This window comes from Klebsiella sp. JN_Kp127 (assembly GCF_040062505.1).
Lineage (GTDB): Bacteria > Pseudomonadota > Gammaproteobacteria > Enterobacterales > Enterobacteriaceae > Klebsiella > Klebsiella quasipneumoniae.
Genome location: NZ_JBEAHS010000054.1, coordinates 299,955 through 316,231, shown reverse-complemented (window position 1 = coordinate 316,231; position 16,277 = coordinate 299,955). Strand labels below are relative to the sequence as shown.

General features: G+C 61.1%; 16 protein-coding genes. 10 read left to right on the top strand and 6 right to left on the bottom strand.

The genetic code is table 11. The features are described from left to right. Positions 1–8: 8 nt before the first annotated feature. Positions 9–1,388, bottom strand: a complete 1,380-nt coding sequence (eat, locus tag ABLV04_RS25605) for an ethanolamine permease (RefSeq protein WP_032453381.1) — start codon at positions 1,386–1,388, stop codon at positions 9–11. A gap of 62 nt (positions 1,389–1,450) precedes the next feature. Here eat and ABLV04_RS25600 point away from each other — a divergent pair, with 62 nt between their 5' ends. The 7 genes from ABLV04_RS25600 to tauD all read left to right on the top strand — a co-directional run bounded on the left by ABLV04_RS25600 (position 1,451) and on the right by tauD (position 7,644). After that, a complete protein-coding gene (locus ABLV04_RS25600; RefSeq protein ID WP_072199122.1) occupies positions 1,451–1,579 on the top strand; it encodes a hypothetical protein in 129 nt (42 codons plus the stop codon). A gap of 82 nt (positions 1,580–1,661) precedes the next feature. Next, positions 1,662–3,071, top strand: a complete 1,410-nt coding sequence (mmuP, locus tag ABLV04_RS25595) for an S-methylmethionine permease (protein WP_032453383.1) — start codon at positions 1,662–1,664, stop codon at positions 3,069–3,071. Continuing rightward, positions 3,058–3,990 carry a homocysteine S-methyltransferase gene (gene mmuM, locus ABLV04_RS25590; protein WP_180266050.1) on the top strand — a complete coding sequence of 311 codons (933 nt, stop codon included), beginning with the start codon at positions 3,058–3,060 and terminating at the stop codon, positions 3,988–3,990. Before mmuP ends, mmuM begins: the two co-directional genes overlap by 14 nt. Positions 3,991–4,230: 240 nt before the next feature. After that, positions 4,231–5,193 carry a taurine ABC transporter substrate-binding protein gene (tauA, locus tag ABLV04_RS25585; protein WP_004204897.1) on the top strand — a complete coding sequence of 321 codons (963 nt, stop codon included), beginning with the start codon at positions 4,231–4,233 and terminating at the stop codon, positions 5,191–5,193. Positions 5,194–5,204: 11 nt separating this feature from the next. Next, positions 5,205–5,972, top strand: a complete 768-nt coding sequence (tauB, locus tag ABLV04_RS25580; RefSeq protein WP_023288561.1) for a taurine ABC transporter ATP-binding subunit — start codon at positions 5,205–5,207, stop codon at positions 5,970–5,972. Further along, positions 5,969–6,796, top strand: coding sequence for a taurine ABC transporter permease TauC (tauC, locus tag ABLV04_RS25575; RefSeq protein WP_032453385.1), 828 nt, complete (start codon positions 5,969–5,971; stop codon positions 6,794–6,796). The genes tauB and tauC overlap by 4 nt, the downstream gene beginning before the upstream one ends. Then, positions 6,793–7,644: a taurine dioxygenase gene (gene tauD / locus ABLV04_RS25570; RefSeq protein WP_023288563.1), complete on the top strand. Its 852-nt coding sequence runs from the start codon at positions 6,793–6,795 to the stop codon at positions 7,642–7,644. The genes tauC and tauD overlap by 4 nt, the downstream gene beginning before the upstream one ends. Positions 7,645–7,805: 161 nt before the next feature. On the opposite strand, the gene ABLV04_RS25565 is transcribed toward tauD, so the two are convergent. The 4 genes from ABLV04_RS25565 to ampH all read right to left on the bottom strand — a co-directional run bounded on the left by ABLV04_RS25565 (position 7,806) and on the right by ampH (position 12,691). Then, the gene (locus ABLV04_RS25565; protein WP_072422257.1) at positions 7,806–9,524 is read right to left on the bottom strand and encodes a GNAT family N-acyltransferase; all 1,719 of its coding nucleotides are present in this window, start codon (positions 9,522–9,524) and stop codon (positions 7,806–7,808) included. A gap of 178 nt (positions 9,525–9,702) precedes the next feature. After that, positions 9,703–10,194 carry a transposase gene (locus ABLV04_RS25560; RefSeq protein ID WP_110237838.1) on the bottom strand — a complete coding sequence of 164 codons (492 nt, stop codon included), beginning with the start codon at positions 10,192–10,194 and terminating at the stop codon, positions 9,703–9,705. A 255-nt stretch (positions 10,195–10,449) separates the two neighbouring features. Next, positions 10,450–11,424 (bottom strand): porphobilinogen synthase, encoded by a 975-nt coding sequence (gene hemB / locus ABLV04_RS25555; protein WP_002890201.1) that lies wholly within the window; start codon positions 11,422–11,424, stop codon positions 10,450–10,452. Positions 11,425–11,530: 106 nt separating this feature from the next. Continuing rightward, positions 11,531–12,691 (bottom strand): D-alanyl-D-alanine-carboxypeptidase/endopeptidase AmpH, encoded by a 1,161-nt coding sequence (ampH, locus tag ABLV04_RS25550; protein ID WP_044521218.1) that lies wholly within the window; start codon positions 12,689–12,691, stop codon positions 11,531–11,533. A gap of 219 nt (positions 12,692–12,910) precedes the next feature. On the opposite strand from ampH, the gene ABLV04_RS25545 reads away from it, so the two are divergent. From ABLV04_RS25545 to ABLV04_RS25535, 3 genes are all read left to right on the top strand, one after another. Continuing rightward, on the top strand, positions 12,911–13,423 hold the full coding sequence (locus ABLV04_RS25545) for an isochorismatase family protein (RefSeq protein WP_072096510.1): 513 nt from the start codon (positions 12,911–12,913) through the stop codon (positions 13,421–13,423). Between the two features lie 117 nt (positions 13,424–13,540). Then, positions 13,541–14,761: a peptide antibiotic transporter SbmA gene (gene sbmA, locus ABLV04_RS25540; RefSeq protein ID WP_032453450.1), complete on the top strand. Its 1,221-nt coding sequence runs from the start codon at positions 13,541–13,543 to the stop codon at positions 14,759–14,761. 18 nt (positions 14,762–14,779) lie between these two features. Then, entirely contained in the window at positions 14,780–15,886 is a 1,107-nt protein-coding gene (locus ABLV04_RS25535; protein WP_017898945.1) for a DUF1615 domain-containing protein, read from the top strand. On the opposite strand, the gene ABLV04_RS25530 is transcribed toward ABLV04_RS25535, so the two are convergent. After that, the gene (locus tag ABLV04_RS25530) at positions 15,883–16,185 is read right to left on the bottom strand and encodes a YaiY family protein (RefSeq protein WP_023288568.1); all 303 of its coding nucleotides are present in this window, start codon (positions 16,183–16,185) and stop codon (positions 15,883–15,885) included. The two genes, ABLV04_RS25535 and ABLV04_RS25530, sit on opposite strands and share 4 nt — an antisense overlap. Between the last annotated feature and the right edge of the window lie 92 nt (positions 16,186–16,277).

Sequence of the window (16,277 nt, the reverse complement as noted above, 5' to 3'; positions counted from 1 at the left end):
CCGCCTCCTCAGGAGACCGTGCGCAGTTGAGGATCCACTGGCGCCCGTTCACGGGCCGCTGCGGTTTTGCGGAACCACAGGTAGCCGCCGAGCATCATCGCCGCGAAAATCAGCGCCAGCAGCAGGTTATACCAGACCATCGCCACCAGGCAGATCACCGCCATGCCGAGGGCAAAGGCCGGCGCCAGCGGGTAGAGCGGCGCGCGGAACGGACGGATCAGCTTCGGCTCGCTACGGCGCAGTTTGAACAGCGCCGCCATGGAAGTGATATACATAACAATAGCCCCAAATACCGACATGGTGACGATGCAGGCGGTCAACGGCATGCCGCTGATGGTGATCAGCGAGTCGGAGAAGATCGCGGCGATACCCACCACGCCGCCGGCGAGGATCGCCAGATGCGGGGTGCGGGTGCGGCGGTTGAGGGAGGCCAGCCCGGCGGGCAGATAGCCGGCGCGGGCGAGGGAGTAGATCTGCCGCGAGTAGCCCATAATGATGCCGTGGAAGGAGGCGACGAGGCCAAACAGCCCCAGCCACACCAGCATATGCAGCCAGCCGCTGCCGTTGCCCACTACCGTCTTCATCGCCTGAGGCAGCGGGTCGTTGATATTGGACAGCGCGCGCCAGTCGCCGACGCCGCCGGCGAAGACCATCACGCCGATCGCCAGCACCGTCAGCGTCAGAATGCCGCCGCCCAGGGCGCGCGGAATGGTGCGCTGCGGATCTTTGGCCTCTTCGGCGGCCATGGAAGCCCCCTCAATGGCGAGGAAGAACCAGATGGCGAACGGAATGGCGGCGAACATCCCCGGCAGCGCCAGGCCGCTAAAGCTTTCCGCGCCCGCCCAGCCGTTGGCGGTGAAGTGGCTCCAGGAGAAGCCGGGGGCGACCACGCCCATAAACACCAGCAGCTCGAAGATGGCCAGCAGGGTGACGATCAGCTCGAAGGTGGCGGCGATGCCGACGCCGAGGATATTGAGCGTCATAAAGATCACGTAAGCGCCGCAGGCGACCCACTTCGGATCCAGCGCCGGAAACTGCACGTTGAGGTAGGCGCCGATGGCCATGGCGATGGCCGGCGGGGCGAAGACGAATTCAATCAGAGTGGCAAAACCGGCGATAAAGCCGCCGGTGGGCCCGAAGGCGCGGTAGGCGTAGGCGAAAGGGCCGCCAGCGTGCGGGATGGCGGTGGTCAGCTCGGTAAAGCTGAAAATAAAGGCGCAGTACATGGCGGCGACCGCCAGGGCGACGACCATAAACCCCATCGTGCCCGCCTGCGACCAGCCGTAGCTCCAGCCGAAGTACTCCCCGGATATCACCAGTCCGACGGCGATCCCCCATAAACGAAAACTGCCGAGCGTTCTTTTTAAGGTGGTGGTGTGCTCTGTCATACGTGTTGCCTCGCCAGATAGAAAGGTTCTGAACGACAGGCTGCAAAGAGAGTGCCAGAACGTTGTCCGCCGCGATGAGGCGCCAGCCCGTGGCGCGCTCACCGGCGCTGCGCAAAAATGGGGCAGGCTGCACGCTGTCGGCGCGCGACCTGGTGCAGCGGCTTTGCTTTTTCCGCGGTGGCACGGTATAACACTTCTTCTTTTGGATGTTTAGATGTCTATACGTTTATACGCATCATGGCCCGGGCAAGCGGGCTGGCGTGAGAAAATAAAATGCAAAGCACAACACAACAACAAGGTGGGCAACTGAAGCGCACCATGAAAACGCGCCATCTGATCATGCTGTCGCTCGGCGGCGTGATTGGCACCGGCCTGTTCTTTAATACCGGCTATATCATCTCCACCACCGGCGCGGCCGGAACGCTGCTGGCGTATCTGATTGGCGCCCTGGTGGTCTGGCTGGTGATGCAGTGCCTCGGCGAACTGTCGGTGGCGATGCCGGAGACCGGCGCCTTCCACGTTTACGCGGCGCGCTACCTTGGCCCGGCGACGGGCTATACCGTGGCGTGGCTCTACTGGCTGACGTGGACGGTGGCGCTGGGTTCGAGCTTCACCGCCGCCGGCTTCTGTATGCAGTACTGGTTCCCGCAGGTGCCGGTCTGGATCTGGTGCGTGGTGTTTTGCGCGGTGATTTTCGGTCTTAACATCATTTCGACCCGCTTCTTCGCCGAAGGCGAGTTCTGGTTCTCGCTGGTGAAAGTGATCACCATCATCGCGTTTATTATTCTCGGCGGCGCGGCCATTTTCGGCATCATTCCGATGCAGGATGGCTCCCCGGCGCCGGGCCTGCGCAATCTCACCGCCGAAGGCTGGTTCCCGCACGGCGGCCTGCCGATCCTGATGACCATGGTGGCGGTGAACTTCGCCTTCTCCGGGACGGAGCTTATCGGCATTGCCGCCGGAGAGACGGAAAACCCGCATAAGGTTATTCCGGTCGCCATCCGCACCACCATCGCCCGGCTGATTATTTTCTTTATCGGCACCGTGTTTGTGCTGGCGGCGCTGATCCCAATGCAGCAGGCGGGGGTGGAGAAAAGCCCCTTCGTGCTGGTGTTTGAAAAGGTGGGCATCCCTTACGCGGCGGATATTTTCAACTTCGTGATCCTGACGGCGATCCTCTCGGCGGCCAACTCCGGCCTGTACGCTTCCGGGCGGATGCTGTGGTCGCTGTCGAACGAGAAGACGCTGCCGGCCTGCTTTGCCAAAGTCAATAAACGGGGCGTGCCGGTGACCGCGCTGTCGGTGAGTATGCTGGGCGGCGTGCTGGCGCTGTTCTCCAGCGTGGTGGCGCCCGATACGGTGTTTGTGGCGCTGTCGGCGATCTCCGGCTTTGCGGTGGTGGCGGTGTGGTTGAGCATCTGCGCCTCGCACTTTATGTTCCGCCGCCGCCATCTGCAGCAGGGTAAGGCGCTGAGCGATCTGCAGTATCGCGCCCCCTGGTATCCGGTGGTGCCGATTCTGGGCTTTGTGCTGTGCCTGGTGGCCTGCGTGGGCCTCGCTTTTGACCCGAGCCAGAGAATTGCGCTGTGGTGCGGGATCCCCTTTGTGGCCCTGTGCTATGGTGCCTGGTATCTTACTCGTTCACGGAAAATGACTCAGGAGCCACAACATGTCGCAGACTAATCCGTTTACCGCCCTGCTTGCCGCCCAGCCTTTTGTGCTGCTGGACGGCGCCATGGCCACCGAGCTGGAGGCCCGCGGCTGCGATCTGGCTGACAGCCTGTGGTCGGCGAAAGTGCTGCTGGAGAACCCGCAGCTGATCCGCGATGTGCATCTCGACTACTTTCGCGCCGGAGCGCAGGTGGCGATCACCGCCAGCTATCAGGCCACTCCCGCCGGCTTTGCCGCGCGCGGCCTGGATGATGCGCAGTCCCGGGCGCTGATCGGCAAAAGCGTCGAGCTGGCGCGCAAAGCGCGCGAGGCGTACCTCGCCGAGAATCCGCAGGCCGGCACGCTGCTGGTCGCCGGTTCGGTGGGGCCGTATGGCGCCTTTCTCGCCGACGGCTCGGAGTATCGCGGCGATTATCAGCGCAGCGCGGCAGAGTTCCAGGCCTTCCACCGCCCGCGCGTCGAAGCGCTGCTGGATGCGGGCGCCGACCTGCTGGCCTGTGAAACCCTGCCGTCATTCGCCGAGATCCAGGCCCTGACAGCCCTGCTTCAGGAGTATCCCCGCGCCCGCGCCTGGTACTCCTTCACGCTGCGCGACGCCGAACATCTCAGCGATGGCACGCCGCTGCGCGAGGTGATGGCCGCCCTGGCGGATAACCCGCAGGTGGTGGCGGTGGGGATCAACTGTATCGCGCTGGAAAATACGCCCGCGGCGCTGGCGCATCTGCACAGCCTGACGGCGCTGCCGCTGGTGGTCTATCCTAACTCCGGCGAACATTATGATGCGGTGAGCAAGACCTGGCACCATCATGGCGAAGCCTGCGCCAGCCTGACGGATTATCTGCCGCAGTGGCTGGCGGCCGGGGCGAAGCTGATCGGCGGCTGCTGCCGCACCACGCCGAAGGATATCGCTGAGCTTAACGCGAAGCGCTGAGTTTTGTGCCGGGTGGCGCTGCGCTTACCCGGCCTACGCCTTGCGCGATCTGTAGGCCGGGCAAGGCGTAGCCGCCACCCGGCGCCAACCCTCTGCCGCCAACCCACCGCGCAAAATCAACTATCCTTTCCCGCTTTTGTTCTAAAAACGATTCGCTATTAGCCAGAATTTTTAATTACTTCATCTCCATCCTGATGCCGGAAATACTGCACCTATAACAACTCAGGGGAAGCAGACATTATGGCATTCACATCGCGAATTACTCTTCTGGCGGCGCTGGCCGTCGCCGCCTTCCAGGCGCAGGCGGTCAATGTGACCGTGGCGTATCAAACCTCCGCTGAGCCGGCGAAAGTCGCCCAGGCGGACAACACCTTCGCCAAAACCAGCGGGGCGACCGTCGACTGGCGGAAATTTGACAGCGGCGCCAGCGTGGTGCGCGCCCTGGCCTCCGGCGATGTGCAGATCGGCAATATCGGCTCCAGCCCGCTGGCGGTGGCCGCCAGCCAGCAGGTGCCGATTGAAGTGTTCCTGCTCGCCTCAAAGCTCGGCAACTCCGAAGCGCTGGTGGTGAAGAAAAGCATCACCAAACCGGAAGATCTGATCGGCAAACGCATTGCCGTGCCGTTTATCTCCACCACCCACTACAGCCTGCTGTCGGCGCTCAAACACTGGGGCATCAAGCCGGGCCAGGTGCAGATTATAAACCTGCAGCCGCCGGCGATTATCGCCGCCTGGCAGCGCGGGGATATCGACGGGGCTTACGTCTGGGCGCCAGCGGTTAACGAACTGGAAAAAGAGGGCAAGGTGCTGACCGATTCCGCGCAGGTCGGGGAGTGGGGCGCACCGACCCTCGACGTCTGGGTGGTCCGTAAGGACTTCGCCGAGCAGCATCCGGAGATCGTCAAAGCGTTTGCTAAAAGCGCCATCGACGCCCAGCAGCCCTACATCGCCAACCCGGAGGCATGGCTGAAACAGCCGGACAACATCAGCAAGCTGGCGCGCCTGAGCGGCGTGCCGGAAGCCGATGTCCCCGGGCTGGTGAAGGGGAACACCTACCTGACCGCCGCTGAGCAGGCGCAGGCGCTGAATGGGCCGGTCAATCAGGCCATCGTCGATACCGCGCGCTTTCTGAAAGAGCAGGGCAAAGTGCCCGCGGCGGGAACCGATTATCGTCAGTACGTTACTGACCGTTTCGTGAAGTAAAGGAGGCGGCGATGCTGCAAATCTCGCATCTTTCCGCCGACTACGGCGGTAAACCGGCGCTGGCGGATATCAACCTGACGCTGGAGAGTGGGGAGCTGCTGGTGGTGCTGGGGCCTTCGGGCTGCGGTAAAACTACCCTGCTGAACCTGATTGCCGGATTCGTGCCCTATCAGCACGGCAGCATCACCCTCGAAGGTCAGCGGGTGACCGGGCCGGGCGCAGAGCGCGGCGTGGTCTTCCAGAACGAAGGCCTGCTGCCATGGCGCAATGTGCAGGATAACGTGGCGCTGGGGCTGCAGCTGGCGGGCGTGGATAAAGCGCAGCGGCGGCAAGCGGCGGCGCAGATGCTGAAAAAGGTCGGCCTCGAAGGGGCGGAAAAGCGCTTTATCTGGCAGCTGTCCGGCGGTCAACGCCAGCGGGTGGGCATCGCCCGGGCGCTGGCGGCGAATCCGCAGCTGTTGCTGCTGGATGAGCCCTTCGGCGCGCTTGACGCCTTTACCCGCGAGCAGATGCAAACGCTGCTGCTGACCCTCTGGCATGAGACCGGCAAACAGGTGCTGCTCATCACCCATGACATTGAAGAGGCCATCTTTATGGCGACCGAGCTGGTGCTGTTGTCGCCGGGGCCGGGGCGAGTGGTGGAGCGGCTGCCGCTGGATTTCAGCCGCCGCTTTGTCGCGGGCGAACCCTGCCGCAGCATCAAATCCGACCCGCGGTTTATTGAACAGCGGGAATACATTCTGAGCCGGGTGTTTGACCAACGGGAGGCTTTCTCATGAGCGTGGTACTGAACGACAAACCGCGTCAACTGACGCTGAAGTGGCGCTGGCCGCTCTCCCGTCAGCTCACCCTCAGCGTGGCGACCCTGGCGGTGTTGCTGGCCGTCTGGTGGGCGGTCGCGGCGCTGCAGCTGATTAGCCCGCTGTTTCTGCCGCCGCCGGGCCAGGTGCTGCAGAAGCTTATCACTATCGCCGGGCCGCAGGGCTTTATGGATGCGACGCTCTGGCAGCACCTGGCGGCGAGCCTGACGCGGATCGTTATCGCTCTGCTGGCGGCTGTGCTGATCGGCGTGCCGGTGGGGATCGCCATGGGGCTCAACTCAACGGTGCGCGGGATCCTCGATCCGCTGATCGAGCTTTATCGTCCGGTGCCGCCGCTGGCCTACTTACCGCTGATGGTGATCTGGTTTGGCATCGGTGAAACGTCGAAGATCCTGCTGATCTACCTGGCGATTTTCGCCCCAGTAGCGATGTCGGCGCTGGCGGGGGTAAAAAGCGCGCAGCAGGTGCGGATTCGCGCCGCCCGTTCGCTGGGCGCCAGCCGGGCGCAGGTGCTGTGGCTGGTGATCCTGCCCGGCGCGCTGCCGGAGATCCTCACCGGGCTGCGCATTGGTCTTGGCGTCGGTTGGTCAACGCTGGTGGCCGCTGAGCTGATCGCCGCCACCCGCGGGTTAGGATTTATGGTGCAGTCCGCCGGCGAGTTTCTCGCCACCGATGTGGTGCTGGCGGGGATCGCGGTGATTGCCATTATCGCCTTTTTACTGGAACTGGGTCTGCGCGCGCTGCAGCGGCGCCTGACGCCCTGGCATGGAGAAGTACAATGAGTGAACGTCTGAGCATTACCCCGCTGGGGCCGTATATTGGCGCGCAGGTGACCGGGGCGGATTTAACCCGTCCATTGAGCGACAACCAGTTTGAACAGCTGTATCACGCGGTGCTGCGTCATCAGGTGGTATTCCTGCGCGAGCAAAATATCACCCCGGCGCAACAGCGCGACCTGGCGCTGCGGTTTGGCGACCTGCATATCCATCCGGTCTACCCTCACGCCCCAGGCGTCGAGGAGATTATCGTCCTCGATACCCACAACGATAATCCGCCGGATAATGACAACTGGCATACCGATGTCACCTTTATCGACACGCCGCCCGCCGGCGCCATTCTGGCGGCGAAAGAGTTGCCGACGACCGGCGGGGACACCCTGTGGACCAGCGGCATTGCCGCCTGGGAGGCGCTGTCAGAGCCCTTCCGGCAGCTGCTGAGTGGCCTGCATGCGGAACACGATTTCCGTAAATCGTTCCAGGAGTATAAGTACAACCACACGGAAGCCGAGCATCGGCGCTGGCAGGAGGCGGTGGCGAAGCATCCGCCGCTGCTGCACCCGGTGGTGCGTACCCACCCGGTGACCGGCAAGCAGGCGCTGTTCGTTAACGAAGGCTTTACCACTCGGATTGTCGACGTGACCGAGAAAGAGAGCGCGGCGCTGCTGAGCTTCCTGTTTGCCCATATCACCAAACCGGAGTTTCAGGTGCGCTGGCGCTGGCAGCCGAACGATGTCGCTATCTGGGATAACCGGGTAACCCAGCATTACGCCAACGCCGACTATCTGCCGCAGCGGCGGATCATGCACCGGGCGACGATCCTTGGCGATAAGCCGTATTACCGGGCGGGGTAAGGCTTGTATCAGCCGCGAGCCGCGGAGAAAAGCGGATGCTGCATTGCCCGCTGCTTCCCGGAGGCGGCGCCTGACGCGGCTTTTCCGGGCGACCGAACCGTCGGAAACGGTGAACCGTAGCCCGGCTAAGGCGCAACGCGCCGCAAGCCGGGAAAAAGCGTTTATGCCGATTTTTGCGCACCCAGATGCGCGCCAATATAGCGCTGATAGCGGTTGGCCTTCAGATAGGTCAAGTCCACCAACACCAGACCATCCACGCAGTTGTTGAAATCCGGGTCGCTGCCAAAATCGATAAACTGCACTCCGCCCGGCTCGCACACTTCCGAGTACTGCTTATACAGCGGCGGGATCGCGCAGCCGAGATTGCCCAGCAGGGACTTCAGCCGGGCCAGGTCGTCGTTGTAATCCTCCCCGCCAAACTGCGCCAGCACGTCGGGCAGCGACGCCGGATAAGGGCGACGCGACTCCGCCAGCGGATGCGTCGCCGGGAACCACAGCCGGTAGAACGCCACCAGCAGATCGCGAGCGGCGGGCGGCAGCCCGCCAGAAATCGATACCGGGCCAAACAGATAGCGATAGTGTGGATAGCGCGCCAGATAAGCGCCGATGCCGGACCACAGATAGTCCAGCCCGCGTCGACCCCAGTAGCGCGGCTGGATAAAGCTGCGCCCCAGCTCAATGCCGTGCTGCAGGATGTCGTCCATCCGCCCGTCGTAGTGGAAGAGACTGGAGCTGTAGATCCCCTCCAGGCCGCGCTTTGCCAGCTGTATAGCCGTCGGCATAAAGCGGTAAGCGCCGACGATTTCCAGATCTTCTTCATCCCACAGGATCAGATGCAGATAGTCGTCGTCATACCGGTCGATATCCCGCCGTTTGCCGCTGCCTTCCCCGACCGCGCGGAAGGCGATTTCCCGCAGGCGTCCCAGCTCGCGCAGCAGCGGCGCCTCCTCCTGGCCGTTGCGCTGCCAGAGGTAAATCACTTTGCCGTCGGCGGTGCGGCCCAGGCATTCGGCCTTGTGCAGTTCGCGTTTAAGCCGCGCCCGGTCTTCCGGACGGGCGATGGCGCTTTCGGTTTTAAACCGCCCCGGCAGCCCTTTGCGCAGCTGGTCAAGGTGCTGATAGCAGCGGCCGGTAAGCTCGCGAGCGCTGGACTGGGCATCGAACCAGCTCGACCAGGGGATCTGCTGGCCGATGCGCACCGGCAGGCTGCTGTTGCGCCGGCGAAACATCTGTTGCATCAGCAGGAGCAGCGGCAGGTTGTCGGAGACCAGGGTGCTGGCGTAAAACAGGGCGCTGTTGTGGGCATTAATCCACGCCGGCAGCAGCGGGGCGCGATATTTTGCCGCCAGCTTAATAAAGCCCGAGTGCCATTTTTTATCGCGGATGCCGCGACGGGTGAGGCGGGAGACTTCCCCCGCCGGGAAGAAGATCAGCACCCCGCCGGCCTGCAGCTGCTGGTCCATCTGCTGCAGCGCCGTTTTAGCGGTGCGGCCATGAATATTATCCACCGGGATAAACAGCGAGCTCAGGGGCTCAAGGTGGGTGAGCATGCGGTTGGTGACCACTTTGACATCGCGGCGCACGCGGGATACCGCATACAGGAGCGCCAGGCCGTCGAGGGTGCCGGTGGGGTGGTTGGCGATAATGACCAGCGGGCCATATTCGGGGATTTGTTCGAGATCGTGCGCCGGGATAGCGCAGCGGATATTGAGGTATTCCAGCACCTGTTCGACCGTATCAAGCCCCTTCAGGTGGCGGTGACGGTCGGCAAATTGTTGAAACTCTTCCTCATAAAATAGCTTTTTTAACAGTTTCTTTTGCCAGGGGGCGGGCCTCGCCTGAGGCCACAGGTCATCGAGTACGTTGTCGAGACTAAACATAGTGGCTCCTCCTCCGTCCTGCCCAGACAGTAGAAGGTAGAGATGTCGTTCAGATTACAGTTGGGTGAAGTTTCGCTCGCAGCGGGGGAGGTTTCCCGGATAGCGGCTAACGCCTCATCCGGGCTACGGTTGGCGCCGATTTGTAGCCCCGGTAAGCGTCAGCGCCACCGGGGAGAGGCTATCGGCGTTCACCGCAGCTAAGATCAAAGCTATCGCCAGCCCAATTTGGGGGATATAGCCCGCGCTGGACATCGCGATGAAAGGTTGAAAATGGCCAATCGATCACCCGGGTGACCCAGCCATGCTTAAGTGGATTGATAGGGATGTAATCAACGTGTCGGCGGTAATCATCTTCATCGCGTATGGCATGCTCCCAGAAGCGCGGTTGCCAGAGGGGTTGTCGTTTTAACGTTCTGGTAAAACAGCCTTTGATATCTCTCCAGCGTGAAGAAAAATCGTCATCGTTATGAGGTAGTGTCCAGATGCAATGCAGATGTTCAGGCAACACCACCCAGGCATCAATAATAAAGGGGCGATGTTGTTTAACAACAGCGACAGAGTAGCGCAATAATTCTATGTTTTCAGTTAGGTGCATGCTTCTACGGTCTTTAAGGTTAACAGTGAAGAACCAGGTTCCCCCCTTAATGTAATAACGTCGATAAGCCACCACAGGATCTCCTGGAATTCGGTATTTATGATGTGGTTTAACACGTTAGAAGGCGAAATCCGGTACGCCAAGGAGAAGGCGCAGAAGGTGGAAAGCGGCGCGCAAAGTTTTAGCTACAGATATTGGTTAGCGCCTGTCCCCGGATAGCGGCGCAAGCGCCTTATCCGGGCTACGGTGTGGTGGTCGCGATAAATACAGCGCACCGGGGATGAGGTTTGGTAGCCCCGGTAAGCGCAGCGCCACCGGGGAGAGGGAGGCTTAACGGAGGATTTTTTTCTCGGCCAGGTCGAGGGCGAAATAGCTGAAGATCAGGTCGGCGCCCGCGCGTTTGATCGCGCCAAGGCTTTCCAGAACCACTTTCTCTTCATCGATAGCGCCCGCCTGGGCGGCGAATTTTATCATCGCGTACTCCCCGCTGACCTGATACGCGCCGAGCGGCAGATCGCTGCGCTCGCGGATATCGCGCAGAATATCCAGGTAGGCGCCAGCCGGTTTCACCATCAGGCAGTCGGCGCCCTGGGCTTCATCGAGCAGCGACTCGCGAATGGCTTCCCGGCGGTTCATCGGGCTCATCTGATAGGTTTTACGATCGCCCTTCAGCGCGGTACCGGCCGCTTCGCGGAACGGGCCGTAGAAGGAAGACGCGAACTTGGTCGAGTAGGACATGATCGCCGTATTGGTGAAGCCGGCAGCGTCCAGCGAGCGGCGAATCGCCTGCACCTGACCATCCATCGCGGCGGAAGGGGCGATGAAGTCCGCGCCGGCGGCGGCGGCGACAACGGCCTGTTTGCCAAGATTTTCCAGGGTCGCGTCGTTGTCCACCCCGTGGTCGCACAGCACGCCACAGTGGCCGTGGGAGGTGTATTCGCAGAAGCAGGTATCGGACATGACGATCATCTCCGGCACCGTGGACTTACAGATCCGCGACATACGCGCCACCAGACCATTTTCATTCCAGGTATCGCTGCCGGTGGCGTCGGTGTGATGAGAAATGCCAAAGGTCATCACCGAGCGAATGCCGGCATTGGCGATGCGTTCGATCTCGCGCGCCAGATATTTTTCCGGAATACGCATCACGCCGGGCATAGCCTCGATCGCTTTGTAATCATCAATTTCTTCTTCAACAAAGATCGGCAACACCAGGTCGTTCAAACTCAGTGTTGTCTCTTCAAACAGGGCGCGCAGCGCAGCGGATTGACGCAGGCGGCGGGGGCGAGTGATTAAATCTGTCATGGTTTGCCTGATTTTGTGAAATGAAAGACGTTAGTGTAACTGAAATGGCATGGGGATGTTTCGCCAAAACGATCGTTATGTCGCATCGGCGAAACCTCCCCCGGGCTTACTGGCTGGCCGTCTGCATGTTGGGCTGCGCGCCGCTCAGCTCGCTGACCAGGTCGTTGATGCCATCGCTCATATTGTTGAAGCGGGTTAACGGCGAGCGGGTCACCACCACAAAAGCGCCGACGTTAGCCTGCGGATTCATCGCCATATAGGTGATAAACCCGCCGCCGCCGCCGGTTTTCTGAATAATCCCCGGATGGCCATTCTTCGGCTTCATATACACCCAGCCAAGCCCCAGCGCGTCGGCGCGGCCCGGCACGTCCATACCGATCACCCGGGTCAGCTGGTTACGCTGATAAATCAGCGTCTGCATCCGGTCGGCCTGCTGGCCGCGGGTATAGAAATCGGATGACAGGAACTGCTGCATCCAGCGCATCATATCCCCCGGCGTCGAGTAGACTCCGCCGCTGCCGATCGCCGCCAGGGTGTTGTTGCACGGGCTGGCGCCTTTTTCCGGGATCATCAGCCGCTGGCACTGGTCCGGCGACGGGGTAAAGGTGGTGTCCTTCATCCCCAGCGGTCGGGTGATCTGCTCTTCAAATAGCTGCGGATAAGGTTTGCCGGCGGCGGTGGAGAGCGCGTCCGCCAGCAAATCGAAGGCCAGGTTGGAGTAGGCCGCCTGCGAGCCCGGCGCGGTCTTCAGGGTCGCGGTAGAGAGCCAGCTCCAGCGCTGCTGGCGGGTCGGCCAGACAAACACCGGGCGATGGGCGGCGCCGCCAGGCTGTTCGCGCGGCAGGGCGCTGGTATGGGTCGCGAGATTCACCAGGGTGATCGGTTTTCCCTGCCAGTCAGGCACCCGGGCGCCCGGCGGGGCGTATTTGCTCAGCGGATCGTCGAGTTTCACCACCCCCTGGTCGAGCAGCTTCACCAGCATCTCGCTGGTCATCAGTTTGCTGAGGGAGGCGATACGGATCACCGAGTCGAGCTGCGGGTGCTGATTATTCCCGGGGCGGGTTTCGCCAAAGCTGCGAAACACACGCTGATTGCCATCGATCACCACCAGCGCCATGCCGGTGGCGCCGCTGCCGTAGTAGATATGATTGGCGTAACGATCGACCACATCCGAGGCGAAAACCGGGTCAACGGTGGGCTGTGCGGCCTGCGCCGAGGTCCACGACGCCGCGCACAGCGCAGCAAAAATGAGCAAACTACGTTTCAACGGAAATCATCCATTAAATAAATAAAAGAGAAGAGGGTATTTATACTACGAAGTGGCGCAGAACAAAGCGGGATTCACGACATTCCTGCAGGAAAAAGGTAACGGTGCGTAAAAAAGACTTTTTTACGCTTTCGGATATCGGCTTTTTTCGCCGGCGCGTATGATGACCGTTTGGCTGAAGGTTCGCGGGAGAAAACAATGGCGGCTCAACGGGTAGTGATGGTCGTGGATATGCAAAACGGCGTGTTCGCCACGCCGCGTCTGGCGCGCGAGCGCTGCGTCGCGCAAATTAATCGTCTGGTGCGCGCGGCGGATAAGGTCATTTTTATTCAACATGATGAGGCCGGCGGCCTCGAAGCCGGCAGCGAAGGCTTCGCCCTGCTCCCTGAGCTGGAGCAGCCGGCCGGCGCGCTTTATGTCACTAAAACCGCCTGCGACGCCTTCTACCACACCTCGCTGGAGCAGGTGCTGCGGGAACACGACATTCAGCAGTTTGTCATCTGCGGTTGCGCCACCGACTACTGCCTCGACACCACCATTAAAAACGGCGCCAGCCGCGGATACGGCATTGTTATCGCGGAAGATGCCCACACCACCGCCAACCGCCCCGCCGCGCAGGCCGCGACGCTCATCGCCCACTACAATGAGGTGTGGCGTACGCTGACCGTTCCTGGCAATCCTTTACAGGTGAAACCCACAGAAACAATTCTGCACGCCTGGCAGCAGAACTAAGCTGTTGATATCCGGTCTTATCATCCGTCTGCCCCGCGAGAACGCTTTCACGCGGCGGCCGACGTATGCGTCGTATACAGCAATAGCAGAACGATAAGAAGTTAGCAGGAGACAATGATGTTTAAATCTTTTTTCCCCAAACCGGGGCCGTTTTTTATTTCTGCCTTTATCTGGTCGCTGCTGGCGGTGATCTTTTGGCAGGCGGGCGGCGGCGACTGGCTGCTGCGGGTCACCGGGGCATCGCAGGATGTGGCGATCAGCGCGGCGCGCTTCTGGTCGCTCAACTATCTGGTGTTCTACGCTTACTATCTGTTTTGCGTCGGCGTGTTTGCGCTATTCTGGTTTGTCTACTGCCCGCATCGCTGGCAGTACTGGTCGATTCTCGGCACGTCGCTCATCATCTTCGTCACCTGGTTTCTGGTGGAAGTGGGGGTGGCGATCAACGCCTGGTATGCGCCGTTCTATGACCTGATCCAGAGCGCGCTGGCCACCCCGCATAAGGTCAGCATCAACCAGTTTTATCATGAGATCGGCATCTTTCTCGGCATCGCGCTCATCGCGGTGATCATCGGCGTGATGAACAACTTTTTCGTCAGCCACTACGTCTTCCGCTGGCGCACGGCGATGAACGAACACTACATGGCCCACTGGCAGCATCTGCGCCATATCGAAGGCGCCGCGCAGCGTGTGCAGGAAGACACCATGCGCTTTGCCTCCACCCTGGAGGATATGGGCGTGAGCTTTATCAACGCGGTGATGACCCTGATCGCCTTCCTGCCGGTGCTGGTGACGCTCTCGCAACACGTTCCCGACCTGCCCATCGTCGGTCACTTGCCGTATGGCCTGGTGATTGCCGCGATCGTCTGGTCGCTGATGGGGACCGGCCTGCTGGCGGTGGTGGGGATTAAGCTGCCGGGGCTGGAGTTTAAAAACCAGCGCGTGGAAGCGGCCTATCGTAAAGAGCTGGTCTACGGCGAGGACGATGAAACCCGCGCCACGCCGCCGACGGTGCGCGAGCTGTTCAGCGCGGTGCGTCGCAACTATTTCCGTCTCTATTTCCACTATATGTATTTCAATATCGCCCGCATTCTCTATCTGCAGGTGGATAACGTTTTCGGCCTTTTCCTGCTGTTTCCGTCGATCGTTGCCGGTACGATTACCCTCGGGCTGATGACGCAAATTACCAACGTTTTCGGCCAGGTGCGCGGTTCGTTCCAGTACCTGATCAGCTCGTGGACGACGCTGGTGGAACTGATGTCCATCTACAAACGTCTGCGCAGCTTTGAGCGCGAACTGGACGGCAAACCGCTGCAGGAAGCGATCCCGACATTACGTTAATCAAGACAAGGAAGCAGGATGGCCGCACGTTTATCGCGCATTATACCCGGTTCATTGACGCTGCTGGCGGCCGTGGTGCTAAGCGCCTGTACCAGCCAACAGGCGCCGGTGTTGAAAGAGGGCGAGAAGCCCGTTGACGTGGCGTCGGTGGTGCGGCAGAAAATGCCCGCCAGCGTCAAGGATCGGGAGGCCTGGGCGCAAGCCATCGCCACCGCCTTTGACAGCCAGAAGCTGGCGCCGACGGAAGAGAACGTCTGCTCGGTGCTGGCGGTCGCGCAGCAGGAGTCCAATTATCAGTCCGACCCGGTGGTGCCGGGGCTGAATAAAATCGCCTGGCAGGAGATCGACCGCCGGGCGGAAAAAATGCACATTCCGCTGTTTCTGGTCCATACCGCGCTGAAGATCACCTCGCCAAACGGCAAAAGCTACAGCGACCGTCTGGACAACGTGAAGACGGAAAAGCAGCTGAGCGCTATTTTTGATGACTTTATCGGGATGGTGCCGATGGGGCAGAAGCTGTTCGGCTCCCTGAACCCGGTGCACACCGGCGGCCCAATGCAGGTCAGCATCGCCTTTGCCGAGCAGCACACCTCCGGCTACCCGTGGAAAATGAACGGTACGGTGCGCCAGGAGGTCTTCAGCCTGCGCGGCGGCCTGTGGTTTGGCACCTATCATCTGCTGAACTACCCGGCCAGCTACAGCGTGCCGCTGTACCGTTTTGCCGACTTTAACGCCGGCTGGTATGCCAGCCGTAACGCCGCCTTCCAGAACGCGGTGGTGAAAGCCAGCGGGGTGAAACTGGCGCTCGACGGCGACCTTATCCGCTATGACAGCGATGAGCCGGGCAGCACCGAGCTGGCGGTGCGCCGCCTGGCGGGCCAGCTGGGGATGAGCGACAGCGAGATCCATAGCCAGCTGAAAAAGGGCGACAGCCTGGCGTTTGAGAAGACTGACCTCTATCAACAGGTTTTCCGCCTCGCGGATAAAAAAGCGGGCAAAACCCTGCCGCGGGAGATGTTGCCGGGGATCCAGCTTGAGAGTCCGAAAATCACCCGTAATCTGACGACGGCGTGGTTTGCGAAACGGGTCGATGAGCGGCGGGCAAGCTGTATGGCGCGGCGTTAACGGCGCCGACGCCAGCGCACAATGAGCGCCAGCAGCCCGATGAACGAGCAGCCGATCAGAAAAGGGATCAGGCCAAAGAGGGTGCCAACGGCGAGGCTGATGTCGACCTGCGGACGGCTGGCGTCCTGGGCCTGCATCAGGCGCTCAAAGACTCCCGGGGCGTGGATCAGCATGCTGAGCATCTGCGCGCCGGCCCAGCAGCAGATCAGGACGAACAGTCCGTAAGCGACATGGCTGCCGGTCAGCGCCCCTCTTTTTTTATTTCCCAAAAGCGATTTTGAAAAACTGAATTCAGCCATAGGCCCTCCCACCTCTGTACTGCTGGTTTTTTCTCCAGCTCTATGGCAGGTATTCTGGCAGTGCGACGCCGTCGCCAGTATCAGATTGCTGG

Bases quoted from the DNA above. Each gene is read 5' to 3' on its own strand.
- eat (WP_032453381.1), bottom strand. From the start codon at position 1,388: ATGACAGAGCACACCACCACCTTAAAAAGAACGCTCGGCAGTTTTCGT.
- mmuP (WP_032453383.1), top strand. From the start codon at position 1,662: ATGCAAAGCACAACACAACAACAAGGTGGGCAACTGAAGCGCACCATG.
- mmuM (WP_180266050.1), top strand. From the start codon at position 3,058: ATGTCGCAGACTAATCCGTTTACCGCCCTGCTTGCCGCCCAGCCTTTT.
- tauA (WP_004204897.1), top strand. From the start codon at position 4,231: ATGGCATTCACATCGCGAATTACTCTTCTGGCGGCGCTGGCCGTCGCC.
- tauB (WP_023288561.1), top strand. From the start codon at position 5,205: ATGCTGCAAATCTCGCATCTTTCCGCCGACTACGGCGGTAAACCGGCG.
- tauC (WP_032453385.1), top strand. From the start codon at position 5,969: ATGAGCGTGGTACTGAACGACAAACCGCGTCAACTGACGCTGAAGTGG.
- tauD (WP_023288563.1), top strand. From the start codon at position 6,793: ATGAGTGAACGTCTGAGCATTACCCCGCTGGGGCCGTATATTGGCGCG.
- ABLV04_RS25565 (WP_072422257.1), bottom strand. From the start codon at position 9,524: ATGTTTAGTCTCGACAACGTACTCGATGACCTGTGGCCTCAGGCGAGG.
- hemB (WP_002890201.1), bottom strand. From the start codon at position 11,424: ATGACAGATTTAATCACTCGCCCCCGCCGCCTGCGTCAATCCGCTGCG.
- ABLV04_RS25545 (WP_072096510.1), top strand. From the start codon at position 12,911: ATGGTCGTGGATATGCAAAACGGCGTGTTCGCCACGCCGCGTCTGGCG.
- sbmA (WP_032453450.1), top strand. From the start codon at position 13,541: ATGTTTAAATCTTTTTTCCCCAAACCGGGGCCGTTTTTTATTTCTGCC.
- ABLV04_RS25535 (WP_017898945.1), top strand. From the start codon at position 14,780: ATGGCCGCACGTTTATCGCGCATTATACCCGGTTCATTGACGCTGCTG.
- ABLV04_RS25530 (WP_023288568.1), bottom strand. From the start codon at position 16,185: ATGGCTGAATTCAGTTTTTCAAAATCGCTTTTGGGAAATAAAAAAAGA.